Origin of the sequence: Nocardia beijingensis NBRC 16342 (assembly GCF_001612785.1) — a bacterium.
Lineage (GTDB): Bacteria > Actinomycetota > Actinomycetes > Mycobacteriales > Mycobacteriaceae > Nocardia > Nocardia beijingensis.
This window is the reverse complement of record NZ_BDBC01000017.1, coordinates 107,536-131,977: the sequence shown is the minus strand read 5'-3', so window position 1 is coordinate 131,977 and position 24,442 is coordinate 107,536. Positions and strand designations below refer to the sequence as shown.

General features: G+C 70.7%; 24 protein-coding genes and 1 pseudogene. 17 read left to right on the top strand and 8 right to left on the bottom strand.

The window, feature by feature from the left end; translation table 11 throughout:
- The first annotated feature begins 121 nt into the window (after nucleotides 1–121).
- The 5 genes from NB3_RS11715 (at nucleotide 122) to NB3_RS11695 (ending at nucleotide 4,921) form a co-directional block, all read left to right on the top strand.
- Nucleotides 122–1,036 carry an ACP S-malonyltransferase gene (locus tag NB3_RS11715; protein WP_067800934.1) on the top strand — a complete coding sequence of 305 codons (915 nt, stop codon included), beginning with the start codon at nucleotides 122–124 and terminating at the stop codon, nucleotides 1,034–1,036.
- A 122-nt stretch (nucleotides 1,037–1,158) separates the two neighbouring features.
- Entirely contained in the window at nucleotides 1,159–1,461 is a 303-nt protein-coding gene (gene acpM / locus NB3_RS11710) for a meromycolate extension acyl carrier protein AcpM (protein ID WP_039796877.1), read from the top strand.
- A 10-nt stretch (nucleotides 1,462–1,471) separates the two neighbouring features.
- Complete coding sequence (locus NB3_RS11705) at nucleotides 1,472–2,722, top strand: KasA/KasB family beta-ketoacyl-ACP synthase (protein WP_067800931.1); 1,251 nt, start codon at nucleotides 1,472–1,474, stop codon at nucleotides 2,720–2,722.
- 122 nt (nucleotides 2,723–2,844) lie between these two features.
- The gene (locus NB3_RS11700; protein ID WP_067800928.1) at nucleotides 2,845–4,278 is read left to right on the top strand and encodes an acyl-CoA carboxylase subunit beta; all 1,434 of its coding nucleotides are present in this window, start codon (nucleotides 2,845–2,847) and stop codon (nucleotides 4,276–4,278) included.
- A gap of 157 nt (nucleotides 4,279–4,435) precedes the next feature.
- A complete protein-coding gene (locus tag NB3_RS11695) occupies nucleotides 4,436–4,921 on the top strand; it encodes a winged helix-turn-helix transcriptional regulator (protein WP_067800923.1) in 486 nt (161 codons plus the stop codon).
- A 22-nt stretch (nucleotides 4,922–4,943) separates the two neighbouring features.
- On the opposite strand, the gene NB3_RS11690 is transcribed toward NB3_RS11695, so the two are convergent.
- Entirely contained in the window at nucleotides 4,944–5,630 is a 687-nt protein-coding gene (locus NB3_RS11690) for a nitroreductase (protein WP_067800920.1), read from the bottom strand.
- Nucleotides 5,631–5,812: 182 nt separating this feature from the next.
- On the opposite strand from NB3_RS11690, the gene NB3_RS36790 reads away from it, so the two are divergent.
- Nucleotides 5,813–7,750, top strand: a complete 1,938-nt coding sequence (locus NB3_RS36790; protein WP_084486151.1) for an Eco57I restriction-modification methylase domain-containing protein — start codon at nucleotides 5,813–5,815, stop codon at nucleotides 7,748–7,750.
- Here NB3_RS36790 and NB3_RS36785 read toward each other — a convergent pair.
- Nucleotides 7,673–8,074, bottom strand: a pseudogene (locus NB3_RS36785) (TetR/AcrR family transcriptional regulator); the annotation flags it as partial. The gene NB3_RS36790 and the pseudogene NB3_RS36785 overlap by 78 nt on opposite strands.
- Before the next feature lie 342 nt (nucleotides 8,075–8,416).
- Between NB3_RS36785 and NB3_RS11675 the strand changes: the two are divergent.
- Together NB3_RS11675 and NB3_RS11670 are read left to right on the top strand one after the other, a co-directional pair.
- A complete protein-coding gene (locus tag NB3_RS11675) occupies nucleotides 8,417–9,229 on the top strand; it encodes an SDR family NAD(P)-dependent oxidoreductase (protein ID WP_067800912.1) in 813 nt (270 codons plus the stop codon).
- Nucleotides 9,230–9,336: 107 nt separating this feature from the next.
- The gene (locus NB3_RS11670) at nucleotides 9,337–10,332 is read left to right on the top strand and encodes a GAF domain-containing protein (protein ID WP_307694263.1); all 996 of its coding nucleotides are present in this window, start codon (nucleotides 9,337–9,339) and stop codon (nucleotides 10,330–10,332) included.
- Between the two features lie 24 nt (nucleotides 10,333–10,356).
- Here NB3_RS11670 and NB3_RS11665 read toward each other — a convergent pair whose 3' ends face one another.
- The 3 genes from NB3_RS11665 to NB3_RS11655 all read right to left on the bottom strand — a co-directional run bounded on the left by NB3_RS11665 (nucleotide 10,357) and on the right by NB3_RS11655 (nucleotide 12,231).
- On the bottom strand, nucleotides 10,357–10,569 hold the full coding sequence (locus NB3_RS11665) for a hypothetical protein (RefSeq protein ID WP_244891863.1): 213 nt from the start codon (nucleotides 10,567–10,569) through the stop codon (nucleotides 10,357–10,359).
- Between the two features lie 140 nt (nucleotides 10,570–10,709).
- Nucleotides 10,710–11,225, bottom strand: coding sequence for a gamma carbonic anhydrase family protein (locus NB3_RS11660; protein WP_067800905.1), 516 nt, complete (start codon nucleotides 11,223–11,225; stop codon nucleotides 10,710–10,712).
- 10 nt (nucleotides 11,226–11,235) lie between these two features.
- On the bottom strand, nucleotides 11,236–12,231 hold the full coding sequence (locus NB3_RS11655; RefSeq protein WP_067800901.1) for a GlxA family transcriptional regulator: 996 nt from the start codon (nucleotides 12,229–12,231) through the stop codon (nucleotides 11,236–11,238).
- 71 nt (nucleotides 12,232–12,302) lie between these two features.
- Between NB3_RS11655 and NB3_RS11650 the strand changes: the two genes are divergently transcribed.
- On the top strand, nucleotides 12,303–13,070 hold the full coding sequence (locus NB3_RS11650) for an MBL fold metallo-hydrolase (RefSeq protein WP_084486150.1): 768 nt from the start codon (nucleotides 12,303–12,305) through the stop codon (nucleotides 13,068–13,070).
- Between the two features lie 130 nt (nucleotides 13,071–13,200).
- Nucleotides 13,201–14,310 (top strand): alanine dehydrogenase, encoded by a 1,110-nt coding sequence (ald, locus tag NB3_RS11645; RefSeq protein ID WP_067801339.1) that lies wholly within the window; start codon nucleotides 13,201–13,203, stop codon nucleotides 14,308–14,310.
- Here the strand turns inward: ald and sigJ are convergent, their stop codons facing one another.
- Nucleotides 14,311–15,261, bottom strand: coding sequence for an RNA polymerase sigma factor SigJ (gene sigJ, locus NB3_RS11640; protein WP_067800898.1), 951 nt, complete (start codon nucleotides 15,259–15,261; stop codon nucleotides 14,311–14,313).
- A gap of 138 nt (nucleotides 15,262–15,399) precedes the next feature.
- Here sigJ and NB3_RS11635 point away from each other — a divergent pair, with 138 nt between their 5' ends.
- Nucleotides 15,400–16,350 (top strand): cobalamin biosynthesis protein, encoded by a 951-nt coding sequence (locus NB3_RS11635; RefSeq protein WP_067800895.1) that lies wholly within the window; start codon nucleotides 15,400–15,402, stop codon nucleotides 16,348–16,350.
- Between the two features lie 617 nt (nucleotides 16,351–16,967).
- Nucleotides 16,968–17,357 (top strand): VOC family protein, encoded by a 390-nt coding sequence (locus NB3_RS11630; protein ID WP_067800892.1) that lies wholly within the window; start codon nucleotides 16,968–16,970, stop codon nucleotides 17,355–17,357.
- Nucleotides 17,358–17,411: 54 nt separating this feature from the next.
- Here NB3_RS11630 and NB3_RS11625 read toward each other — a convergent pair whose 3' ends face one another.
- Together NB3_RS11625 and NB3_RS11620 are read right to left on the bottom strand one after the other, a co-directional pair.
- Nucleotides 17,412–18,305: an SURF1 family cytochrome oxidase biogenesis protein gene (locus tag NB3_RS11625; RefSeq protein ID WP_067800889.1), complete on the bottom strand. Its 894-nt coding sequence runs from the start codon at nucleotides 18,303–18,305 to the stop codon at nucleotides 17,412–17,414.
- Entirely contained in the window at nucleotides 18,305–18,826 is a 522-nt protein-coding gene (locus tag NB3_RS11620) for a low molecular weight protein-tyrosine-phosphatase (RefSeq protein WP_067800887.1), read from the bottom strand. The genes NB3_RS11625 and NB3_RS11620 overlap by 1 nt, the downstream gene beginning before the upstream one ends.
- A 44-nt stretch (nucleotides 18,827–18,870) precedes the next feature.
- On the opposite strand from NB3_RS11620, the gene cobC reads away from it, so the two are divergent.
- The 5 genes from cobC (at nucleotide 18,871) to NB3_RS11595 (ending at nucleotide 24,191) form a co-directional block, all read left to right on the top strand.
- Nucleotides 18,871–19,911 (top strand): Rv2231c family histidinol phosphate aminotransferase CobC, encoded by a 1,041-nt coding sequence (gene cobC / locus NB3_RS11615; RefSeq protein WP_067800884.1) that lies wholly within the window; start codon nucleotides 18,871–18,873, stop codon nucleotides 19,909–19,911.
- A 367-nt stretch (nucleotides 19,912–20,278) separates the two neighbouring features.
- Entirely contained in the window at nucleotides 20,279–21,400 is a 1,122-nt protein-coding gene (locus NB3_RS11610) for a Nif3-like dinuclear metal center hexameric protein (RefSeq protein ID WP_067800881.1), read from the top strand.
- A gap of 123 nt (nucleotides 21,401–21,523) precedes the next feature.
- Nucleotides 21,524–22,168 (top strand): hypothetical protein, encoded by a 645-nt coding sequence (locus NB3_RS11605; protein WP_067800878.1) that lies wholly within the window; start codon nucleotides 21,524–21,526, stop codon nucleotides 22,166–22,168.
- A 72-nt stretch (nucleotides 22,169–22,240) separates the two neighbouring features.
- Nucleotides 22,241–22,978, top strand: coding sequence for a zinc ribbon domain-containing protein (locus tag NB3_RS11600; RefSeq protein WP_067801336.1), 738 nt, complete (start codon nucleotides 22,241–22,243; stop codon nucleotides 22,976–22,978).
- A 31-nt stretch (nucleotides 22,979–23,009) separates the two neighbouring features.
- Nucleotides 23,010–24,191: a bifunctional RNase H/acid phosphatase gene (locus NB3_RS11595; RefSeq protein WP_067800875.1), complete on the top strand. Its 1,182-nt coding sequence runs from the start codon at nucleotides 23,010–23,012 to the stop codon at nucleotides 24,189–24,191.
- Nucleotides 24,192–24,442: the final 251 nt, after the last annotated feature.

Sequence of the window (24,442 nt, the reverse complement as noted above, 5' to 3'; positions counted from 1 at the left end):
GGGGAATCGGTCGATTCGGACAGCCCACTTGGTCTTTTGTGGAACCCCCACAAAAGCGCTTCCGAACCTTCATCCGCGTCGACATCTCCTGCGGCCCGCCTCACAGTGTTTTCTTAGAGGCGTGATCGCGTTGTTCGCCCCTGGACAGGGCTCTCAGACACCCGGCATGCTCGCGCCCTGGCTCGACCTTCCCGGCGCGAACGAGCGCCTCACGCTGTGGTCCAAGGCTTCGGGCCTGGACCTGGTCCGTCTCGGCACCACCGCGACGGCCGAGGAGATCACCGACACCGCCGTGACCCAGCCGTTGGTGGTCGCCGCAGCGCTGCTCGCGTTCGCGGAGATCTCGCCCGAGGAGCTTCCCGCCGCTACCATCGTCGCCGGGCACTCGGTCGGTGAACTCGCCGCAGCCGCGGTCGCCGGAGTCATCTCCGCCGACGACGCGGTCCGGCTGGCCGCGATCCGCGGAGCGGAGATGGCCAAGGCGTGCGCACTGGAGCCGACCGGTATGTCCGCGGTGCTCGGCGGCGACGAGGCCGCCGTGCTCGAACGGCTCACCGAACTCGACCTCGTTCCGGCCAACCGCAACGCGGTGGGTCAGATCGTGGCCGCTGGCCGGTTGGACGCCCTCGCCGAGCTCGCCGCGAACCCGCCGGAGAAGGCCAGGGTTCGGGCGCTGCCCGTCGCGGGAGCCTTCCACACGGCGTTCATGGCTCCGGCGCAGGATGCTGTGACCGATGCCATAACGAAGATCACGCCGAACGAGCCGACCAGAACCTTGCTCTCGAACTTCGACGGCAAGCCGGTCGCGTCCGGGCAGGACGCGATCGACAAGCTCGCCGCGCAGGTCACCCGGCCCGTGCGCTGGGATCTGTGCACCGAGACCGTCCGGCAGGCCGGCGTCTCGGCGGTGGCGGAGCTTCCGCCGGCGGGCACCCTCGTCGGCATCGCCAAACGGGAACTGAAGGGCACGCCGACGCTGGCCCTGAAGACCCCGCAAGACCTCCCCGCGTTGGCTGAGCTGACCGTGTCCGGCTAGCTTTCCTCCGCGACCATGCATCACACGATGCGAGGTCGTGACCGAGAGGCGGTAACTATTACCGCGCTCGATCCGAAAAAAACCAGTAGAGCCCTACAAAGTATCAAGAAGGGAGCCACGAAGTGGCCGCTCTGACCCAGGAACAAATCGTCGAGGAACTCGGCAAGATCATCGAAGAGGTGACCGGCATCGAGCCCTCCGAGGTGACGATCGAGAAGTCCTTCGTCGATGACCTGGACATCGACTCGCTGTCCATGGTCGAGATCGCGGTTCAGACCGAGGACAAGTACGGCGTGAAGATCCCCGACGAGGATCTGGCCAGCCTGAAGACGGTCGGCGACGCCGTCAACTACATCCAGAAGCTCGAGGCCGAGAACGCTGAGGCGGCGGCCGAGCTCAAGGCCAAGTTCGACAACGCCGAGTAGGGCCGAAACTGTGACCACTCCTTCCACCTTGAACGGGAACTTCCCCAACGTCGTCGTAACCAGCCTTGCGGCGACCACGTCGATCGCGGGTGACGTCGATGCGACGTGGAAGGGACTCCTCAACGGCGAGAGCGGCATCGACGTTCTCGAGGATTCCTTCGTCGAGGAATACGATCTTCCGGTCCGCATCGGCGGTCACCTGAAGGTCCGGCCCGACACCCTGCTTTCTCGTGTCGAATGTCGGCGCATGGCCTACGTCGAGCAGCTCGCGACCGTGCTCGGTCGTGAGGTCTGGCGCAACGCGGGCAGCCCGGAAGTCGACCCGGAGCGGCTGGGTGTGGCCATCGGCACCGGATTGGGAGGCGGCGACGCCCTCATCGATTCCGTGGACAAGCTGAAGAACGGCGGCTATCGCAAGATCTCGCCGTTGGCTGTGCAGATGGTCATGCCGAACGGCCCTTCGGCCGTTGTCGGCCTCGAATTGAAGGCCAGGGCAGGAGTGGTCACTCCGGTCTCGGCATGCTCGTCCGGCTCCGAGGCCATCGCCAACGCCTGGCGGATGATCGTCATGGGTGACGCGGACATCGTCGTCACCGGTGGCGTCGAGGGCTTCATCGACGCGGTGCCGATCGCGGCGTTCACCATGATGCGCGCCATGAGCACCCGCAACGACGACCCGAAGGGCGCCTCGCGTCCGTTCGACAAGGACCGCGACGGCTTCGTCTTCGGCGAGGCGGGCGCGCTGATGGTCATCGAGACCGAGGAGCACGCGAAGGCTCGCGGCGCGACCATCCACGCGCGTCTGCTCGGCGCCGGCATCACCTCCGACGGCTTCCACCTCGTCGCCCCCGATCCGACGGGTGACGGCGCCGCGCGGGCGATGACCAGGGCGATGCAGTCCGCGGGTCTGACCAAGAAGGACATCACGCACATCAACGCGCACGCGACCGCGACGCCGATCGGCGACACCGCCGAGGCGAACGCGATCAACAAGGCCGTGGGCAATCACGCGTCGGTATACGCGCCCAAGTCGGCGCTCGGCCACTCGATCGGCGCCGTCGGCGCCCTGGAGTCCGTGCTGACCGTGCTCTCCATCCGCGACGGCATCGTTCCGCCGACGCTGAACTTGGAGAACCAGGATCCGGAGATCGATCTCGATGTGGTGAAGGGCGAAGCCCGCCGCCAGGAGATCGAGTACGCGATCAACAACTCCTTCGGGTTCGGTGGGCACAACGTGGCGCTCGCCTTCGGTCGGGCATAGCCGCGCGATCGACTGCACAACGATTCCGGCGGGGCCGGCCATCTGTAGTGGCTCGGCCCCGCCGCGTTTCGCCATACGCAGCCGCGGCAGCGGCACGCTCTTTGAAATGAGGAGACAACGCGATGACAATCATCGCTCCCGCGTTGCACCAGGAGACGGCGACCGACCCGCGCGATCCGCTCGGCCGGCTCCAGCGCTTCTTCGATCCGGGCACCATTCTTCCGCTCCACCCCCGTGACAAGTCCGGCGTGCTCGCCGCCATCGGCGAGGTGGACGGCGTCCGCACCGTGGCCTACTGCTCCGACGCCACCGTCATGGGCGGCGCGATGGGCGTTGAGGGCTGCAAGCACATCGTGGACGCGATCGACACCGCGATCGACTCCGGTGTTCCCGTGGTCGGCCTGTGGCACTCCGGCGGCGCTCGCCTGGCCGAGGGCGTCGAGGCGCTGCACGCGGTCGGCCAGGTCTTCGAGGCCATGGTGCGCGCGTCCGGCCTGGTCCCGCAGATCTCCGTGGTGCTCGGCTTCGCGGCGGGCGGCGCCGCCTACGGCCCGGCGCTGACCGACATCGTGATCATGGCTCCGGAAGGCCGCGTCTTCGTGACCGGCCCGGACGTGGTGCGCAGCGTGACCGGCGAGCAGGTCGACATGGCCACCCTCGGCGGGCCGGAGACGCACGGCAAGAAGTCCGGCGTCACCCACATCGTCGCCGACGACGAGTCCGACGCGCTGCACCGCGCGCGCAGGCTGGTGTCGATGTTCGCCGAGCAGGGCGAATTCGATCTGGTCGCGGCCGAGCACGGCGACGTGGATCTGAAGGCCATGCTGCCGGAGTCGGCCAAGCGCGCCTACGACGTGAAGCCGATCATCAACGAGCTGCTCGACAACGTCGACGGCGAGTCGTCGTTCGAGGAATTGCAGGGCGGGTACGCCCGCAGCATCGTCACCGGTCTGGGTCGCCTCGGCGGCCGCACCGTCGGCGTGCTGGCGAACAACCCGATCCGGCTCGGCGGCTGCCTGAATTCCGAGAGCGCGGAGAAGGCGGCGCGTTTCGTGCGGCTGTGCGACGCGTTCGGCATTCCGCTGATCGTGGTCACCGACGTTCCCGGTTACCTGCCCGGCGTCGGCCAGGAGTGGGAAGGCGTCGTGCGGCGCGGCGCGAAGCTGCTGCACGCGTTCGCCGAGGCGCGTGTTCCTCGGGTCACGCTGGTCACCAGGAAGATCTACGGCGGCGCCTACATCGCGATGAACGCCCGCTCGCTCGGGGCGACGGCGGTCTACGCCTGGCCGGGTTCGGAGGTGGCCGTCATGGGCGCCAAGGCCGCGGTCGGCATCCTGCACAAGAAGGCACTCGCGGCCGCGCCGGAGGAGGAGCGCGAAGCGCTGCACGAGCGGCTCACCGCCGAGCACGAGCGCATCGCGGGCGGTGTGGAGCGCGCCATTGCCATCGGCGTCGTCGACCAGGTCATCGACCCGGCGAAGACCCGCAGCGTCATCGCCGCCGCGCTGGCCGCGGCCCCGGCTCGCGCCAGCCACCACAAGAACATTCCGCTCTGAACTACGCACCGACGCGGGCCCCGGCACTGCCGGGGCCCGCGTCGCGTTTCTTCGTCCCGGCGGACTCGATGTTTTGGGGTGTCGCACCCCAGTCGGAGCGGGGAAATCGTGAGGTTTCACGGGGCGGGAGCGGCTCGATGGTCGGTAGCATCGGGAGGTGCGCTACGAAGAACTGGCCGATGTGCCGTGCTCGATCACGCGCCCGCTCGTGATCTTCGGTGACCGCTGGACGCTGCTGATTCTCAAGTCGTGCTTCTCCGGCATCCGTCGGTTCAACGCTTTCCAGAGCGCGCTCGGCATCTCGCGCAGCCGATTGCAGGATCGTCTGGACCGGCTGATCGAGCACGGCATCCTCGTCAAGCAGAAGGCCGCGGTCGGCGCGCACGAGGAATACCGCCTCACCCCCAAAGGCCACGACATCTACCCGATTCTGCTGGCCATCCGCGATTGGGGCGACACCTACATGGCGCCGGAAGGCCCTCCGGTGCGTTACGGCCATCACGATTGCACGGGCGAGGCCCACGTCCGGCTCGAATGCGATTCGTGCGGAAGCGAACTCACCGCACGTGATGTCACCCCGGCGCCGGGCCCCGGCTTGCTGGGCGTCACCGGCGCCGAGGCGACCGCGGGCAGCGCGCGCTAGCGACGGGCGCGCCGCTCGGGTGTCAGTCGGCGAGCCAGGTGGTGACTTCGTCGGCGTCGGCCCTGGCGGTGCGGAAGCCGTTGACCGGATGATCGAGGTCGGGGTATCCGAACGAGATTCCGGCGACGACCTTGCGCTGCTCCGGGATGCCGAAGTACTCCCGGAGGAAGGGGGAGTAGGAGGCCAGCGCCGCCTGTGGCGCCGCGCCGAGGCCGAGGCTCTGCGCGCCCAGCAGGAAACTGCCGATGTACAGGCCGCAGTCCACCGCCCCGTAGACGCCCAGGTCGGCTTCGCTGGTCACGATCGCCACATGCGGCGCGTCGAACAGTTCGAAATTCCGGACAGCCTGCCGCATGGTCTTCTCGTGATCGCCTTTCGCGATGCCGACGCTGTCGTACAGCTGCTTTCCGCATTCGCGCCTGCGGTCCCGGTAGACGCCGGTGTACTGCGCGGGAAACTCGAAATCCGGCGCAGGGGTTGCCGTCGCGATGTGTTCGAGCAGTTCCTTCCGGAAGCGATCGGTTCCGGCGCCCTCCGTCACCACGACCTGCCAGGGCTGGGTGTTGCACCACGACGGCGTCCGCTGGGCCAGCCGCAACAGGGCCCGAATGGTGTCGCGCTCGACGGGTTGCGAGCGGAATTGCCTACAGGTCCAGCGTTCGTCGAGCACTCGGGTCAGCGTCGTGAAGTCGTCGGTCGTCACGGTCATTCCCCCGCCTCCTTTGGCAGTCTTATTTTGAGACCGAACGCTAGCATCGAACGCTCCGGCGCGAAAGCGGGGCGGACCAGCCGTCACCGGGGCAGGGCGAGTCGAACGCGACGCGCGCGGTGGCGCAAAGGTGTTGCCCGCGTTGCGGCAACGGGCGCGGTTCGGCGAGGCAGAATCCCGATATGGCGTCCGAAGCTCCCGCCGCGCGGGACCGCAAACGGCACGGCAGGCATTACACGCCGCCCGTGCTGGCCCGGTTCCTCGCGCGACGGCTGCTGCGTCATGCCGAGCCGGCGGCCGCCGGTGTCCTGCGTGTGCTCGATCCGGCCTGCGGCGACGGCGAATTGCTGTTCGCCGTGCACCATGAGGCGGCGGCCCGGTTTCCGGGCATCCGTCTGGTGTTGACCGGCTACGACCTCGACGCCCGCGCGCTCGCGATCGCCCGCACGCGCGCCCGCGCGGCGGGGATCGCGGTGCACTGGCGCGAGGCGGACTTCCTCGCGGTCGAGGCGCGGCTCGCCGACAGCTCGTTCGACGCGGTGATCACCAATCCGCCGTACGTGCGCACCCAGCAGTTGGGCGGGCCGACCGCGCAGTTGCTGAGCAAGCGGTTCGGATTGCGCGGGCGGATCGACCTGACCCATCCGTTCGTCGCGACGCTGCCCCGGCTGCTGACCGCGGGAGGTGTGCTCGGCCTGCTGTGCGCCAACCGGTTCCTGACCACCAAGGCGGGCGCGAACATCCGGCGGCTGTTGCTGACCGATCTGGCTCCGGTCGAGTTGTACGACCTGGGCGACACCAAACTGTTCACCGCCGCTGTGCTGCCCGCGATCACCATCGCGCGCCGCGCGAGCCACGGCGATGGCTGCCGCTATGCCTCCGCCTACGAGGTCACCGGCGCGACGCCCGGCGCGAAGACGCTGTTCGAGGCGCTGCTCGACCCGGGCGGTTCGATCGTCGAGTACAACGGCCGTACTTTCGCCGTCGAGGTCGGCAGGTTGGTGACGGAGTGCGGGCCGCCCGCGGCCACCGTCGGTCGCCAGGAGAGCTCGGCCGGTGACGCCGCGCCGGAGCGCACGGTGGATCGAAGGCTGCGCCGGGGCGCGGCGCGGGAGCCGGAGGCCGCGTGGCGGATGTCGCACGACGCGATCGATGCCTGGCTGGCGCGGATAGCGGAGGCGACCTGGCGCAGTTTCGGTGACCTGGCGCGCATCCGGGTCGGCATCAAGACGACCGCCGACCACGTGTTCATCTCCGACCGCTGGGCACAGGCCGACCCGTGCCCCGAGCCCGAACTGCTGCTCGACCTGATCACCCACCACGATCTGGCGCCGTGGCGAGCCACCCGCGTCCGCGACGTTCGCGTGCTGTATCCCTACGACCTGGCCCGCGCCCGCCGCACGCCGATCGATCTCGGCCGATACCCCGGCGCCGCCGCGTATCTGCGGTCGCATCGCGCGACGCTGGCCGGGCGCCGCTATGTCGTCGACAGTGGCCGCGCCTGGTACGAGATCTGGGTTCCGCAGCGCCCGCACCTGTGGCGGCAGCCGAAGCTGGTCTTCCCGGACATCAGCGATCGGCCGCGTTTCGCGCTGGACGGTTCGGGCGCGGTGGTCAACGGCGACTGCTACTGGATCTCGCTGCCCGATCTGGCCGGTGCGCCCGCCGAGGCGACGCGCTTGGCGTATCTGCTGATGGGCGTGGCGAATTCGGCGCTGGGATTGCGGTTCTACGACGTGGTCTGCGGCAATCGGCTGTACTCGGGCAGGCGGCGGTGGATCACCCAGTACGTGTCCCGGCTGCCGGTGCCCGATCCGGCGGCAGCCCCGTCGGCGCGGGTGATCGATCTGGTACGCGAGTTCGTGGAAGGCCGGACGGCGGACCCGGTGGCGCGGGCCGAGCTGGACGAGCGGGTGGCCGCGGCGTTCGGCGTCGGATCAGGCGCTGACCTGGACGCCGACCATAGGCAACAGCGTGCGGCGGGCGAACTCGCGCGCCGCGTCCCGATCGCTGACCGGGATCAGGCCGTCGGGGGTGAGGGCCAGCGACAGCGCGAGCCGGGCCATGATCTCGGCGACCAGATCGGCGTCGAAGTCGTGCGTGCCACCGGCATCCCGTAGCTCGCGCAGCTTCTCGGCCAGGTAGTCGCGGCCGACGGCGAGGATCGGTCCCGCCTCGGTGGTCAGCCGGGGCAGGATCAGGTCCGGCTCGGTGCGCAGCAGCCTGCGCAGCAGTTCGTTGCCCGCGATGGCGCTGATGAACGCGACGAAGATCTCGACCAGTTGATCGTCGTTGCCCGAGACGGTGTGCACCTGCTTCTCGATCGCCGCGACGAAGCGCTGCGCCTCCCGGACGCTGACCGCCTCGACCAGGTCGTTCTTGGATTCGTAGCGCCGGTACAGCGTGGCGGGGCTGATGCCGGCGCGGCGGGCGATCTCGCCCATGCTGGTCCGCTTGATGCCGAAGTCCAGGAAGGCCGACAGCGCGCTTTCCAGGAGCTTCTCGCCGTCGGCGACCGGCTTCTCGAGGATGCGCTGCAACATGGGCGAGATGGTTGGCATCGGATCTCCAGTGGGTTCGGCGCGGTCGCCGGGCGGTGGCCGGTGGGCGCGGCATCGCGACGGGTAACGGACGGGAGGTCCATTATTTCATTGGGCGGGCGCGGCGTGACCCGGCATCGGCCGACGGCGCGGTGATACGGAGTGGGTCGCGTGTCCAGAATTCGGGGGCTAGCCTGTGGTCGGCGTACGGCCGCGTCTACGGCCGGTGCGGAAAGGGGTTGAGCCATGGGGTATTTCGCGGATCGGGTGGTCGCGGTCACCGGCGCGGGCGCTGGAATCGGCCGGGCGTTGGCGGTGGCGCTGGCGGGTGCGGGGGCCGCGCTGGCGCTGTCGGACAAGTCGGCGCAGGCCGTGGCCGAGACGGGAGCGTTGTGCGCAGCGGTCGGCCGCGAGCCGTCGGTGAGCACGGTGGACGTCACCGATCGCGCGGCGGTGCTCGCCTACGCGGAACGAACCGTCGCGCGATTCGGGCGGGTCGACGCGCTGTTCAACAACGCGGGCATCCTGCACGTCGGCAGCGTGCTGGAGTCGCCGTTCGGTGACTTCGAACAGGTGATGGCCGTCGACTTCTGGGGTGTGGTCAACGGGACCAAGGCGTTCCTGCCCCATCTGCTGGCCGCCGATCGCGCCCACGTCGTCAATATGTCCTCGGCCTTCGGGCTGGTGGCGGTCGCACGGCACGCGCCGTACAACGCGGCGAAGTTCGCCGTGCGCGGCTTCACGGAGTCGCTGCGGCAGGACATGCGGGCGGCGGGTGGCTCGGTGCGGGTGACCGGGGTGTATCCCGGCGGCGTGCTCACCGGCATCGCCCGGTCGGCGAGCGTCGCGCCGGGCGTCGACGCGGGCGAAGTGGTGCGCCGATTCGAGGGACGCGTGGCACGGACCAGCCCGGCCGCCGCGGCGCGGACCATACTGCGCGGCGTCGCGCGCGGCGAGGCCAAGGTGCTGGTCGGAATCGATGCCGTCGCTGTGGACCTGGTCACACGAATCGCCGGGTCGTACCACGAGAAGGTGCTGGACATGGTATTCCGTTCCTGACCGCACGCGGTGTGTGCGGTCGGCGACGGGGAGGGCGAAATGACAACCGGCCGAGCATATTTCAAGTTATGGCGAAGTTCCCATGACGGCGTTCGGGAGCGGCTGTGGTGACGAAATGGCTTCTGCTGGAGTGTTTTTCGGGTGAGCCGGGATGCGTGATCGCCGTGGGGTCCACGCCGAAGTCGTTCGTGCCGTTGAGCAACATCGTGCGCAATCCGCTGTCGCGGGCCGACGCGGAGTCGGCGCTGCGGCGGGTGTGCGCCACCGGTGCGCCGGTGGCGCACGTCTCCGGCGACGGGCGGCGCACGGTGCGGGCCGAGCCGTTGCTCATCGCGCCGGGGCGGGCGCATGCCGTACGACTGTGGGTGGGTCCCCGGCAGGAGCCCGTCGCGGCGCCCGACCCGATGGGGGCGTGGTACTTCGACCTCACGAACAACCGGTCGGTGCGCAGCATCGACCTGCTGGACCTGTACGGCGTCGCGCCGGAGAACCGCGCCGCCGAACTGGCCATCGCGGGCGCGTTCACCCGGTTGGTCACCAACCGTGACGAGGGCGAGGCGCTGGCCAAGATCGTCAACTCGGCGCCGGGCACCGAGCACCAGGCGGTCTGGACCATCCGGCGCGACGACGACGCCCTGCGCGCCGGGCATTTCGCCTGCCGCATCGTCGCCGAGCGGGACGAGGCGGGCGAGCGCCACGTGCTGCTGCGCGGCGTGACCCAGGACATCGGCGCGGCCACCGCCGTCTCCGCCGCGCCGCCGCCGACCATCCTGGAGTACACGGTGCTGGAGGCCGCCACCGAACCCGGCGAGTACCGCGCGATCGTCGATCTGCGCTCGTTGCGGCTGATCCGGTGGATCGGGCCGCCCATGCCGGACGTCGCATGGGCGGATCTGCCGGGACAGCCGAGACCGCAGATTCATCCGGACGATCTGGCGACCGCGAGGACCATGTCGCGGGAGCTGGCGCGGCGGCGCACCGAGGGAACGGTGCGTGTGCGCCGGGTGGACGGTGGCTGGCAACCGGTACGAATACGGGCCGCGTTGATGGCGCTGGATCAGCACACCACGGCCGGACTCGCCACGCTCACCGCGGCATCGTGATCCGCGGTGAGCGTGGCGTCGAAGTCATTGGCGCGGCAGATCCAGCTCGGCCATTTCCTTCTCGATCGCGTTCGCGGCGAAATCCACACCGCGCGAACGTAATTCATGAACCCGGCGCTGGAGCGCCTCGACTCCGCCGGGTTGGGCCGCGATGTCGGCGACGCTGATCCGGCCCTTCGGCCCGTGCACACCCGACTGCACGTACGACACCGTGATACCTCCTGCCTGCACGCTCACCCACCCACCGACCCGGGTGGGTTCCCCACTGCGCTACAAGTCGCACGACAACCGTGTCGACAGGAGAGCCCGGGTCGCCGGGCACGCTGGCTGAATGCTATCAGCGATCTTTCATGGACACTTGATCAGTGTGTCCTGTTTCACACCTCATTCGCCGTGCGATGTTGAGCTGTATTTGCTAGGTAGACAGTCGCATTCAGGCGAATGCGATCTTGCTCCTCGGCGCCGAGCTCCCGCCGCACCTTCCCTGGCACGCCCGCCACGAGCGAGCCGGACGGAATCCGCGCGCCTTCCGGGATCAGCGCGTTGGCCGCGATCAGGCTGCCCGGTCCGACCACGGCGCCGTTGAGGATGGTGGCGCCCATGCCGACCAGCACGTCGTCGCCGATCGTGCACCCGTGCAGGATCGCGTTGTGTCCGACCGAGACACCCGTCCCGACGGTCAGCGGGAAGCCCGGGTCGGCGTGCAGCACGCAGCCGTCCTGGATATTGCTGCGCGCGCCGACCTCGATGGTCTCCAGGTCGCCGCGCAGCACCGCGCTGTACCAGACGCTGACTTCGGCGCCGAGCCGCACGCGGCCGATCACGGTGGCGTTCGGCGCGATCCACGCGCTCTCATCGATCTCCGGCGCATGCTCGCCCAGCTGAATCCGCATGGCCACGAACTTAGCTGGCCCGGCTGTCCGGGTCGCCCATGGCCCGCGCGGCGGCCGGTCGGTGCTGCCCCTGGAAGCTGGCGCGGTGGGCGGCGGGGCTGGTGCCGAGAATGCGGTGGAAGTGATGGCGCAGGCTCACCGCCGTGCCGAAGCCGGTGTCGGCGGCGATGCGTTCCACGGTGTCGGTGGTGGACTCGAGCAGCAGTCGCGCGCGGTCGGTGCGCTGCAGCAGCAGCCACTGCTGCGGGCTGGTGCCGGTGCGGTCGCGGAAGCGGCGGGTGAAGGTACGCCGCGACATGAGCGCGACGCGGGCCCAGCCGTCCAGGTCGACCGGGTCGCCGAGATGCGCGCGAGCCCAGACCATGGCGCGCTCGATCGGGTCGTCGTCGGCGGCGTCGGGCACAGCCACGGGAATGTACTGCGCCTGGGAGCCGCTGCGGTGCGGGGCGGTGACCAGCGATCTGGCCAGCTCGGTGGCCGCTTTGCTGCCGAGATCGCCGCGGACCAGATGCAGGCAGCAGTCCAGCGCCGCGGCCACCCCCGCCGAGGTCACGACGTCGCCCAGATCCGACCACAGTGTGTCGGCGCGGACCCGGACCGAGGGGAACGCGCGGGCCAGCTCCGCCGCGGAGGCCCAGTGGGTGGTGACTTCCCGGCCGTCGGCCAGTCCGGTGGCGGCCACCGCCCAGGAACCGAGGCACAGCCCCACGATCCTGGCGCCGCGCGCGTGGGCGGTGCGCACGGCGGCGCGCACGTCGGCGGGCAGCGGTTCGCCGAGGCGCCAGCTCGGGATCACGACGGTGCCGGCGCTGGTCAGCGTCTCGAGGTCGTGCTGGATGTGGATGTCGAATCCGGCCGGGGTGCGCAGTCTTCCCGGACGCTCGGCGCACACGTCGACGCGGTAAGGCGCGGGCCCTTCGACGCCGACCCGGCCGAAGACGAGGCTGGGCACGGATAGATGGAAGGGACTTATCCCGTCGAAAGCGAGGACGGCGACCGTACGCATGGCCCGATCTTAACGGTAAGCGGCTCACGGGCCACTGTCTTCGGGCGTGCGGGCGGGACAAGATCAACGGCATGAGCGAGACGATCGAACGCACCGGCCTGGAACTCCTGCACGTCGGCGGCCCCACGGTGTGGTTCCGCTACGCGGGCCGCACCTGGCTGACCGACCCCACCTTCGACGAACCGGGCGACTACCCCGGCCCCGTCACACTGCACAAACTCACCGGGCCCGCGGTATCGCAGGAGGACATCGGCCCCGTGGACGTGGTGCTGCTCTCGCACGACGAACACGCCGACAACCTCGACGACTCCGGCCGGAAGTTGCTGACCACGGTGCCGACCGTGCTGTCAACACCCGGTGCGGCGACCCGCATCGACGGCGTGCGCGGGCTGGCCGAATGGGAGACGGTGACGGTGCACGGCGTGCGGGTGACCGCCGTGCCCGCCCTGCACGGTCCGGAAGGCTGCGAACCGTTCAGCGGCTTCGTCACCGGGTTCGTGCTGCGCGCCGAAGGCGAGCCGACGGTGTACGTCTCGGGTGACAACGCCTCGGTCGAGCTGGTGCGCCGGATCGCCGAGCGGATCGGCCGCATCGACATCGCCGTGCTCAACGTGGGCGCCGCGAACATCGGCCGTTTCGGCGACACCGACGTCACCCTGAACGCGCGCACCGCGTTGCAAGCGGCAGAAGCGCTCGGCGACGCGCTGATCGTGCCGGTGCACGCCGAAGGCTGGGCGCACTTCAGCGAGACGCTGGACTATCTGGGTCACGTCTTCCGCTACGGCGGCCGCGCCGAGCAGTTGCGCATCCCGCCGTTGGGTCGCACCACCACCGTGTGAGCCGGCCCATCCGCGCTCAGCTGGGCAACGTGCCGAGAAACTCGCCCGCCGCGCCGGGCCGGGATGGTCGCCGTGCGCGCCCGGCGCGTCGGTCGTGGCGCGGAACCCGGGCCGGGGCGACGATGACGGTATGAGGATCGGAGTTCCACGGGAGGTCAAGGAGCAAGAGTTCCGGGTAGCCCTGACGCCTGCGGGCGCGGGGGAACTGACCGGGCACGGACACGATGTGCTGGTGCAGGCGGGCGCCGGGGTCGGATCGGGATTTCCCGACGCCGCCTACGCCGCGGTGGGCGCCCGCCTGGTTCCCGACGCCGACCAGGTGTGGCGGGAAGCCGAACTGGTGTTGAAGGTGAAAGAGCCGATCGCGCAGGAGTATCCGCGGATGCGCCGTGGGCAGGTGCTGTTCACCTTCCTGCACTTGGCCGCGTCCCGCGACTGCACCGACGCCGTGCTGCGCTCGGGCATCACGGCCATCGCCTACGAGATGGTGCGCGCCGCCGACGGGTCGTTGCCGCTGCTCGCTCCGATGAGCGAGATCGCGGGCAAGCTCGGCGCGCAGGTCGGCGCGTATCACCTGATGGCACCGCTCGGCGGCGCCGGACTGCTGCCGGGCGGCGTCCCCGGCGTGCGCCCGGCGGAGGTGGTGGTGCTCGGCGGCGGCGTCGCCGGGTCGAACGCGGCCGCGGTCGCCGTCGGCATGGGCGCGCGCGTCAGCGTGCTGGACACCAACCTGAACCGGTTGCGCGAACTCGACGCCCGTTTCGACGGACGGATCGTCACCGTCGCCTCGAACGCCGCCGAGGTGCGGCGCGCGGTGCTGTCGGCCGATCTGGTGATCGGCGCGGTGCTGGTTCCCGGCGCACGCGCGCCGGAACTGGTCTCCGACGAACTCGTCGGCGATATGCGCCCCGGCGCGGTGCTGGTGGACATCTCCATCGACCAGGGCGGCTGTTTCGCCTCGGCGCGTCCGACGACGCACGCGAATCCGACGTTCAAGGTGGCGGATTCGTTGTTCTACTGCGTCGCCAACATGCCGGGCGCGGTGCCGCACACCTCGACGATCGCGCTCACCAACGCGACTCTGCCCTACGTGCGGGCGATCGCCGAACTCGGCTGGCAGGAGGCGTGCGCTCGGCGGCCTGATCTCGCGCACGGGCTGACCGCGGACGCCGGGCGGCTGCTGTCGGCGGAAGTCGCGGCCGCGCACGGGTATTCGCGGCCGCTCGGCGTCGCGGGCTGACTACTCCCGTGCGGCGCGGCTGCCGCCGATGTACCAGTCGGGCTCACCGGTGGTGGGCAGGTCGTGCAGCTTGTCGGGGTTGCGGACCACGTCGATCGCGACGATGCGGCCGTCGTCGACGGTGAAGGAGAAGACGCCGGTGTGCGTGCCGTCGAACACCACCAGCCCCGGCTGGCCGTTGACCAGCACCGCGCGGCCCCAGCCGCCCGCCACCTGGTACCAGCCGAGCAGCAGCTTGGCCACGAGTTCGGCGCCGCGAACGGGCTGGCGGATCGCGGGCACCTTGCCGCCGCCGTCGGCGGTGAGACTCACGTTCGTGTCGAGCACGCCGAGCAGGGCGCTGAGGTCGCCGGAACGCCAGGCCAGCGCGAACGCCGACACCACCTTCTTCTGCTCGTCGGGAGAGGCGGGGAAGCGCGGAGTGCCCTGCTCGACGTGTTTGCGTGCCCGGGAGGCGAGTTGGCGGACGGCCGCCGGGGTGCGGCCGACCACTTCGGCCACCTCGGGGCCGCTCATGCCGAAGACGTCCTGGAGTACGAACGCGGTGCGCTCGGCGGGCGACAGCGACTCGAGCACGACCAGCAGCGCGGTGGTGACCCGCTCGTCCTGGGTGATCCGGTCGGCGGGGTCCTCCCAGGTGGTCACCTCCGGCTCCGGCAGCCATTCGCCCACGTACTGTTCGCGGCGGACGCGGGCGGAGCCGAGGTGGTCGAGGGCGAGCCGGCCGGTGACGGTGGACAGCCAGGCCCGCAGGTTGTCGATCGCATCGGCGGCGCCGGTCTCGTACTGGCGCTGCAACCGCAGCCAGGCCTCCTGCACGACGTCGTCGGCGTCGCTCAGGCTGCCCAAGGTGCTGTAGGCGAGCCTGCGCAGATACGGGCGGTGTTCCTCGAACCGCCGAGCCAGCTCGGCCTGGTCGAGATGCTCGGGGGAAGGCTGCTCGGAAGTCACTTCTGTTCGCCGTTCGTCGTTCGGGCCCCCGCCGGGGCGAGTCTATGGATGCGTCACCGGGTCGACGACGCGGGGACGCGGAGTGTGACACGGCTGGGCCGTGCGGGCCGGTCGGGGACCGCCCGATAGTGTCGCCGGGTGCAGAAGGGGACCTCCACCGCGCTCGGGTTGCTGCTCGGTTTCGCGCTCGATCGAGCGTTCGGCGATCCGCGGCGGTGGCATCCGGTGGCCGGATTCGGTTCCGCGGTCGCGGCGCTGGAGTCGGTGACCTATGCCGACCGGCGCGCCGCGGGGCTGGTGCACGAGGCCATGGCCGTCGGCGCGGTGGTGGGGCTCGGCGTGGCCTTTCGCCGTGGCGGTGTGGCCGCGACCGCCGCCGCGACCTGGACCGTGCTGGGGGGCCGAAGTCTGGCCCGGACCGGTCGCCGGATGGCCGACCACTTGGCGGAGCGCGATCTGGACGGCGCCCGCGCGCTACTGCCCTCGCTGTGCGGTCGTGATCCGCAGGCGCTCGATGGCGACGGTCTGGCTCGCGCGGCCTTGGAGTCCATCGCCGAGAACACCTCCGACGCGGCCGTCGCCCCGGTGCTGTGGGGAGCGGTGGCGGGCATTCCGGGTTTGCTCGGGTATCGCGCGGTCAACACGCTCGACGCGATGATCGGCTACCGCAACGAGCGTTACCGGCGTTTCGGCTGGGCCGCCGCGCGCGTCGACGACGCGGCCAATCTGGTCCCGGCGCGCGTCACGGGGGTGCTCACCGCCCTGCTCGCCCCCACGGTCGGTGGACGCCCCGCCGCCGCCGTCGCCGCGTGGCGCCGGGACGCCGCCGGACATCCCAGCCCCAACGCGGGTGTGGCCGAAGCGTCGATGGCCGGGGCCCTGGGCGTCCGGTTGGGTGGCCGCACCGAGTACCCGCACGGCGTGGAGTTGCGCCCGATCCTCGGTGACGGTCCGGCTCCGACCGTGCACGACCTGCGCCGCGCCGTCCGTCTTAGCGAGGCCGTGCAGCTCACCGCCACCCTGCTCGCCGCCGCTGTGGCCGCAACCAGGTGCGCGATTGCCGCCGCTGTGGTCGCGACCAGGCGCTGATCAGGTGCGCGATTGCCGCCGCTGTGGTCGCGACCAGGCGCTGATCAGGTGCGCGATTGCCGCCGCTGTGGTCGCGACCAGGCGCTGATCAGGTGCGCGATTGCCGCCGCTGTGGTCGCGACCAGGCGCTGATCAGGTGCGCGATTGCCGCCGCTGTGGTCGCGACCAGGCGCTGATCAGGTGCGCGATTGCCGCCGCTGTGGCCGCGACCAGGCGCTGATCAGGTGCGCGATTGCCGCCGCTGTGGCCGCGACCAGGTGCTGACCAGGTCCGCCATTGCCGCCGTCGGAGTCTGCGCGGCAAGCCGCGCCGTGCATAGCCGCGTGCCGCCGCAGCTCGCCGCACCGCGACTCATCGACCGCACCGGCGGACGCAAGCCGCGCCGTGCATAGCCGCGTGCCGCCGCAGCCGGGGCCAGCGCGTCGTGCGGGTTCGCCGCCCTGGCAAGCCATGGCGAACGCCAGCTACAGAACCGAGTCAACGGGGCGCACCGGCGACCCCAGCCGCTTGCGATCGCCCTGCGACCGTGGGTCACCGGCCGCGACGTGCGGATCACCCCTATCGGCGAGCGCCGCCGACCGCGCGAACCCGCGATCCGGCTCGGCTAGGGTCGGCGGGTGCGAATCGCGCTCATGACCATCGTGGTGGCGGAGTACGACGCCGCGATCGACTTCTTCGTCCACGCGCTGGGATTCGAGTTGGTCGAGGATTCGGCGGCCCGCACGAACGACGGGCGCGCGAAACGGTGGGTGGTCGTGCGGCCGCCCGGGGCGGAAACGGGCATCCTGCTCGCCCGGGCCGACGGTGAGAAGCAAGCGGCGGTGGTCGGGCAGCAGGTCGCGGGCCGTGTCGGGTTCTTCTTGCAGGTGGATGACTTTCAGTCGGCGTATGACCGAATGGTCTCGCGTGGTGTGGAGTTCGTCAGCGCGCCACGCAGCGAGCCATACGGGCAGGTGGCCGTCTTCCTCGACATCGCGGGGAACCGGTGGGATCTGCTCGGCCCGTGACAGCCTCAGCGGCCGTGCGGTGTCTGGTCGAAGCTGAACTGGCCGCTGCCGTGGTCAACCGCGGCCGCGGCCGTAGCGGTCGGCGAGGCGGGCTTCCGTGGTCGGTGCGGCGGGCGTGGCCGGGGTGACCTGCTCTGACCGTGCCGGGTCGGGGGGAGAGTTCACGCGGGCGGGTTCGGCGGCGGCGCCCTTTTCCTTCCTTCTCTCCCGGATCTCGGCGTAGATGAAATAGCCGAGGCCGAGGGGAGCCATGATGCCGAAGGCGAGCCATTGCAGGCCGTAGGAGAGGTAGGGGCCCGCATCGAGCTGGGGGAGCGGAGTGGGCGTGAACGCGCCCGGCTGGTTCTCGCTCAACTGCAGATAGCCGCCGCGTTCGCCGCCGGTGGGCAGAGGCGTCAGGGGCTGTTGCAGGACCGCCGTCTCCTGGGTGGTGTCGATGGAGTACACCTGGCGATAGCCGTCCTGGACGCTCGGGTCCTTGCCGGGCGTGACGCCCTCGGACATCCGGACCCTGGCCTCGATGCGCTGCGGCCCGGCAGGGGGCTCGGGGACCTGCGGCGGGCGCGACCCGTCGACCGCCGACACCAGTCCGCGGTCGACGAGCAGCACCCGCCCGTCGTCCAAGCGGAATGCGGCGAGCACCGCGTAGCCCGGAGCGCCGTCGAGGTGGCGCAGCCGCACCAGGACCGTCGAGTCGGGCACATAACTGCCGGAAGCGGTGACACGCCGCCACTCGGTGCGCTCGCTCGCGGTGCCGGACAGCACGGTGGTGACGTCGACGGGGTCGGCCCGCACCGAGTCGGCGATCAGCTGGTTGCGGTGCGAGGTGGCCGTGTTCTTGCCGAGTTGCCACGGCGCGAGCACGGTGAAGCACAGGTAGGCGAACGCGGCGACCAGCACCGCCAGGATCAGCCAGCTGGGGCGCAACAGGAAGGTGAGCCTGCGCATCACGGTCGCTCGTCGGGGACGGGTCGCAGACCCGGTGGGTCGGCGGCCGCCAGCTCGGCGCGCACCCAGTCGAGCAGGCCGGGGACGGCGGCCTCGATCTGGGCGCGCACGAGTTCGAAGTCCGCCGCGTCGCCGTAGTAGGGGTCGGCCACGTCCTGACCGTCGGCGTCGGGGTCGAAGGCGCGCAGCAACCGCAGCCGCTCGGCGGGGACGCCGAGGCGGGCCAAATCGCGCTGGTGGGAGCGGTCCAAGGCGACCACCAGGTCCGCGTCGCTGTGGTCGGCGCCGAACACGGCGGCGACGTGCCCGGTCGGGTAGCCGTATTTGCGCAGGGTGGCGCTGGTGCGCGGGTCGGCGTCGTCGCCGACGTGCCAGGAACCGGTGCCCGCGCTGCTCACCCGCACCCGATTGGCCAGTCCGGCCCGGTACAGGTGCGAGGCGAAGATCTTCTCCGCCATCGGAGAGCGGCAGATGTTGCCGGTACAGACGAACGAGACGTGCAGCTGGCCCACGCCTGCCATTCTGGCCGGTCCGGCCGCGTGACCGCCACGTAGGGTGTGGTCTCGTGGCCGAGGACACCGTCGATCGAGCGAAACTGCGTCACCACGGCGACGTGGACGCCCGGCCCGGCATGCTCGATTTCGCGGTGAACGTGCAGGGTGACGCGCCGCCGGAATGGCTGCGGCGGCGTCTGGCCGCGCGCCTGTCCGATCTGGGGCGCTATCCGAGCGCCGAGGACGCCGAAGCGGCCCGCCGCGCGGTGGCGGCCCGGCACGGCCGCGCTCCCGAGGAGGTGTTGCTGCTGGCCGGCGCCGCGGAAGGCTTCGCCATGCTGCCCCGTCTCGCGCCGCGGTCGGCCGCGGTGGTGCATCCGTCGTTCACCGAACCCGAACTCGCGCTGCGGGAGTCAGGCATCCCCGTCATCAGGGTGGTCCTGGAACCGCCCTACCGGCTGGACCCGGCCGCGGTGCCCGCCGAAGCCGATTTGGTGGTGCTCGGGAACCCGACCAATCCGACCTCGGTGCTGCACCCGGCCGGCACCATCCGCGCCCTGCGCAGGCCAGGTCGCGTCGTCGTGGTCGACGAGGCCTTCGCCGACGCGGTGGGCGGTGAGCCGGAATCCCTCGCCGCCGACCCCGCGCCCGACCTGCTCGTCCTGCGCAGCCTCACCAAGACGTGGGCGCTGGCGGGGCTGCGCTGCGGCTATTTCCTCGGCGCGCCCGAGGTGCTGGCGCGTCTGGGCCACGGGCGTCCGCACTGGCCGCTGGGCACGCTGCAACTGGAGGCGATCACGGCCACCGCGAGCCCGGCCGCCGTGGCCGAGTCCGAGCGCCGTGCCGAGACGCTCGCCGTGCACCGTGCCGCGATGATCGAGCGCCTGAGCGACCTCGGCGTGGCGGTCCATACTCCGGCGGAAGGCCCGTTCCTGCTGCTGCGCGTGGCGGACGGCGAATTGCTGCGCAAACACTTGGCCGCGGCGGGGATCGCGGTCCGGCGCGCGGACACCTTCCCCGGCCTGGGACCGGATCATCTGCGCGTCGCGGTCCGCGGCCCCGCGGAGGTCGATCGGCTGGTCGCGGCGATCCGATCGGCGGATGTCCGGTGAGTGCGAGGCGCAGGCCGTGCCAGGTCGATCGATGCTTCGATCCCGCGCGCAAGCGCACCGGCCGGAGGGGGATCTCGCGTGCCGGACGTCTCGTGGCTGGTGGCCGATCTCCACGACTCGGTGAGGTCCTGCTGTCGAGTCGGCCGGAATACTGCCGCATGGTGGTCGCGGCATCGGGCATCCAGCCGAACAAGTACGAACGGCGCAGTCCAGCGCCACGAACACCGCGTCCGTCGTGGGGAGCGGGGCCGGAAAACCGCCCGACCACGCAGAACGCGTGCCCGAGCGAGGCGAGCGCACGCAACGGCACGTCCGGCAGTGCACCCGGCGCCGCACAGTGCAGGACCGAAGCGAAGGAAGGTGGACGATGACCACGCTCGCGGATCTCATCGGGGCGCTCGACACGGCCTACCCGCCCGCGCTGGCCGAGCCGTGGGACTCGGTCGGTCTGGTCTGCGGTGACCCGGCCGAGGAGCTGACCAGGGTGCTGTTCGCGGTCGACGCGACCGCCGCGGTCGTCGACGAGGCGATCGACTGGCGTGCGCAGGCGCTGGTGGTGCACCACCCGCTGTTGCTGCGCGGCGTCGACACCGTCGCGGCGAGCACGCCGAAAGGCGCGCTGCTGCACCGGCTGATCCGCTCCGGCTGCGCGCTGTTCACCGCGCACACCAACGCCGACTCCGCCGATCCCGGCGTCTCCGACGCGCTGGCCGCGACCATCGGTCTCACGGTGACCGGACCGCTGGACGCGAAACCAGAAGCTCCCGTCGACAACTGGGTGATCCAGGTGCCACGGACGCACACCGATGCGGTGCTCGCCGCGCTGTTCGCCGCCGGCGCTGGCGCGGGCGGGCACTGTTGCGACCGTGCGCTGCGCGTGCCGGCGACCGAGCAATTCCGTCCGATCGCCGAAACCGCCCATGGCCAAGGCTCGCTGACGGAACTGCGGTATGTCGAGGAGGACCGGATCGAGGTGTCCGCCCCGCGCTCAGCGCGCTCGGCGGTGCTCACCGCGCTGCGCGCGTCACACCCGGGCGAATACCCGGTCTATCACATCGTGGAACACGCCGAGTTGCCGTCCTCGCTCGGCATCGGCCGGGTCGGCACCTTGCCGCAACCGGAATCGTTGCGCGCCTTCACCGATCGCGTGGCCCGCGCCCTGCCGTCCACCGCGTGGGGCGTGCGCGCCGCGGGCGACCCGGACCGCACCGTCTACACGGTCGCGGTCTGCGGCGGCGCGGGCGACTCCTACCTGAGCAGGGCCACCGGGTTGGGCGTCGACGTGTATCTGACCTCCGACCTGCGCCACCATCCGGTGGACGAGCACCTGCGCAAGGGCGGGCCCGCCGTGGTCGACGCCGCCCACTGGGCGACCGAATTCCCTTGGTGCGCGCAGGCGGAAGCGGTCGTGCGAACCGCCCTGCCCGGTCTGGAGACCAGGGTGTCCACGTTGCGCACCGACCCATGGACGGTGCGCGCGTCCGGCTGACCCGGCGAAGCCGTTGTCCCGGCGCAGAACTGGCAACGGCGTGTCGGGGCGTGTCCGCGCCGAGCCGGGAAAGGATGGGCGGTTCGGGTGAATCGACCGGTTCGCGCGGGGTACAACTACCGCATGAACTTCCCGGTCGATTTCGGGCTCGTGCAGATCGGGCTGATCCTGCTGCTGGTCGTCGGTGTCGCGCTGATCATCTCCGGTCTGATCGCCGCGCGGCGGGTGGGGATGCGGCCGCTGCTCGCGCGGGGAACGGGTGGGCTCGCACTGCTGCTGGTCGCCGCGGTGCTGCTGTGGATCGCGACCCTGCTGCAGACCTATCTCGGATTGACCGGCGAAATCAAAGCGGCGCACGTGGTGGCCAAGCAGGTGGCGGGGGAAGAACACCAGCTCGACGTCGACGTCACCCTGTACGGCGACGACGACCACTCCGAACAGCGCTTCACCCACCGGGTCGAAGGCGACATGTGGGTGCTGCAGGCGGGCATCGTCGAGCTGGAACCGTGGGTCAACGCCCTCGGCTTCCACTCCGGCTACCGGATCAGCCGCCTGTACGGCCAGCGCCTCGACGGCGTCGCGACCAAGCAGAACCAGATCTTCCTCAACGACGGCGACCGCGACTTCTTCGCCGACATGCGCGACGGCCGCTGGTGGACCCAGCCGTTCGTGCGCTCCGCCTACGGCAACGCGGTGATCGCGGTGCCGGGCGAATACGACGTCTACATCTCCCGCGACGCCATCAAAACCCGCGCCGTCGGCGGCTGACGCCGGTCCGCCGGTCCGGCGGGGTACGGTTGAACACCAGTCCCGTCCACCCCGTCCAGGAGTTTGTCCGCGTTGAATGTCGAACCCCCGATCCAGGCCGAGCTGCTGCGGCTCGCCGCCGTCGACGCCGAGCTGACCCGGATCGCGCACCGCCGCACCGTGCTGCCCGAGCAGCAGGAGGTGGCGCGGCTGGAAGCCGAGCGCAACGCGCACTCCGACGCCGCCGTGGCCGTGGAGATCGTGCTGGACGACCTCGATCGCGACATCCGCAAGCTGGAGGGCGAGGTCGACGCGGTGCGCAAGCGAGAGGAACGCGACAAGGGCCTGCTCAGCGCGGGAACGGTGAACGCCAAGCAGCTTTCGGAGATCCAGCACGAGCTGGGCAGCCTCCAGCGCCGCCGCTCCGTGCTGGAGGACGAACTGCTCGAGGTGATGGAGCGGCGCGAAGCCTCCGCCGCCGACCACGAGCACGCGGGCGCGCGGTTGAGCAAGACCGACGACGAACTCGCCGATGCCCGCAGGCTGCGCGACGAGGCGCTCGCGGATCTGGACGTGGCGCAGACGCGCTGCGAGACCGATCGCGCGGGCGTGGTCGCGAAGCTGCCCGGCGAACTGCTGGCCATCTACGACCGTCAGCGGCAGCAGCACGGCGTCGGCGCCGCCCTGTTGCAGGCGCGCCGCTGCGGCGCGTGCCGCATCGAACTCGATCGCGGCGAGATCGCCCGCATCGCCAAGACCGCCCCGGACGTGGTCGTGCGCTGCCCGGAGTGCGGCGCCATCCTGGTCCGGACCAAGGAATCGGGGCTGTGAGTTCGCCGCGACCGGTCGCCTGGGGAGCGCGATGAGTTTCCCCGAGGTGATCGTCGAAGCCGACGGCGGCTCGCGGGGCAATCCGGGGCCTGCGGGGTACGGCGCGGTGGTCTACGACGCCGACCACGTCCGGGTGCTCGCCGAGCGCAGGGAGTTCCTCGGCGTCGCGACCAACAACGTCGCCGAATACCGCGGATTGATCGCGGGATTGGCGGCGGCCGCGGAGCTGGGCGCCGAGTCGGTCGTGGTGCGCATGGATTCCAAGCTGGTCGTCGAGCAGATGTCCGGTCGATGGAAGATCAAGCACGCGGCCCTGATTCCGCTCGCCGACCAGGCGCGCAGGATCGCGGCCGGGTTCGCCCGGGTGAGCTACGACTGGATTCCGCGCGCGCAGAACGCCCATGCCGACCGGCTGGCGAACGAGGCCATGGACGCCGGAGCCGACGATGGCCGCGCCGCCGCCACCACGTCGACGGAGGCCGCCGACCCGGCCCTCGCGGCCACCGAGCGCGAGCTGCCGAGCTGGATCGACGAAGTCAGGGACGCGAACGCCGGGCAGACCGAGCCGGCGCGGCACGGCCCCGGCTGGACCAGTGCCATCGGCAGGCCCACGCGTTTGCTGTTGCTTCGCCACGGCCAAACCGAGTTGTCGCTGCAACGCCGTTATTCCGGTCGCGGCAATCCGCCGCTCACGCCGCTCGGCCGCGAGCAGGCAGCGCGCGCCGCGAAAATGCTGGCCGCCAAAGGCGACATCGCCGCGGTGGTCAGTTCGCCGCTGGGCCGGGCCAGGGAGACCGCGGAGGCGGCCGCCGCCGCGCTCGAGGTTCCGCTCGAGATCCACGAGGGGTTGATCGAGACCGACTTCGGCGCGTGGGAGGGGCTGACCTTCGCAGAGGCCGCGCAACGCGACCCGGATCTGCACGCCCGCTGGATCGGCGACCCCACCGTCGCCGCGCCGGGCGGGGAGAATTTCGAGGAGGTCCGCGCACGGGTGGACGCCGCGCTGCGCGATCTGCTCGAGCGGTATCCCGGCGCCAATGTGGTGGTGGTCAGTCACGTGACCCCGATCAAGACGCTGCTGCGGCTTGCCCTCGACGCGGGCCCGTCGCTGCTGTATCGCTTGCATCTGGATCTGGCGTCGCTGTCGATAGCGGAGTTCTATCCCGACGGCGGGTCTTCGGTGCGGCTGGTGAACGATACGTCCTACCTCTGAGCCCGGCGACGAGCCGGAATCGAGGGCGAACGTGGTGCGCGGAGGGCGAATTATGCACCATTGCAACACATTTGCGTTTCACAATCGCATGATGCGGTGAATCTCACTTCAACTCGGCCTTGCGCGCCGAGTAGCGGTAGGCTTCCGGACGGTCAGGCACAGGCGTCCTAGCTGCCTGCCTGGTCGGGGTCGACACGGTGGCCTCGGTCGGTGCTGCTCAGCGGGACGGTTTCGCGCGGGCAGTGTGGCCC

Coding starts and splice junctions, on each gene's coding strand:
- NB3_RS11610 (WP_067800881.1), top strand. CDS start 20,279: ATGACCACGCTCGCGGATCTCATCGGGGCGCTCGACACGGCCTACCCG.
- NB3_RS11605 (WP_067800878.1), top strand. CDS start 21,524: ATGAACTTCCCGGTCGATTTCGGGCTCGTGCAGATCGGGCTGATCCTG.
- NB3_RS11690 (WP_067800920.1), bottom strand. CDS start 5,630: ATGACCGTGACGACCGACGACTTCACGACGCTGACCCGAGTGCTCGAC.
- NB3_RS11675 (WP_067800912.1), top strand. CDS start 8,417: ATGGGGTATTTCGCGGATCGGGTGGTCGCGGTCACCGGCGCGGGCGCT.
- NB3_RS11655 (WP_067800901.1), bottom strand. CDS start 12,231: ATGCGTACGGTCGCCGTCCTCGCTTTCGACGGGATAAGTCCCTTCCAT.
- NB3_RS11595 (WP_067800875.1), top strand. CDS start 23,010: ATGAGTTTCCCCGAGGTGATCGTCGAAGCCGACGGCGGCTCGCGGGGC.
- NB3_RS11660 (WP_067800905.1), bottom strand. CDS start 11,225: ATGCGGATTCAGCTGGGCGAGCATGCGCCGGAGATCGATGAGAGCGCG.
- NB3_RS11700 (WP_067800928.1), top strand. CDS start 2,845: ATGACAATCATCGCTCCCGCGTTGCACCAGGAGACGGCGACCGACCCG.
- NB3_RS36790 (WP_084486151.1), top strand. CDS start 5,813: ATGGCGTCCGAAGCTCCCGCCGCGCGGGACCGCAAACGGCACGGCAGG.
- NB3_RS11650 (WP_084486150.1), top strand. CDS start 12,303: ATGAGCGAGACGATCGAACGCACCGGCCTGGAACTCCTGCACGTCGGC.
- NB3_RS11620 (WP_067800887.1), bottom strand. CDS start 18,826: ATGGCAGGCGTGGGCCAGCTGCACGTCTCGTTCGTCTGTACCGGCAAC.
- NB3_RS11625 (WP_067800889.1), bottom strand. CDS start 18,305: ATGCGCAGGCTCACCTTCCTGTTGCGCCCCAGCTGGCTGATCCTGGCG.
- ald (WP_067801339.1), top strand. CDS start 13,201: ATGAGGATCGGAGTTCCACGGGAGGTCAAGGAGCAAGAGTTCCGGGTA.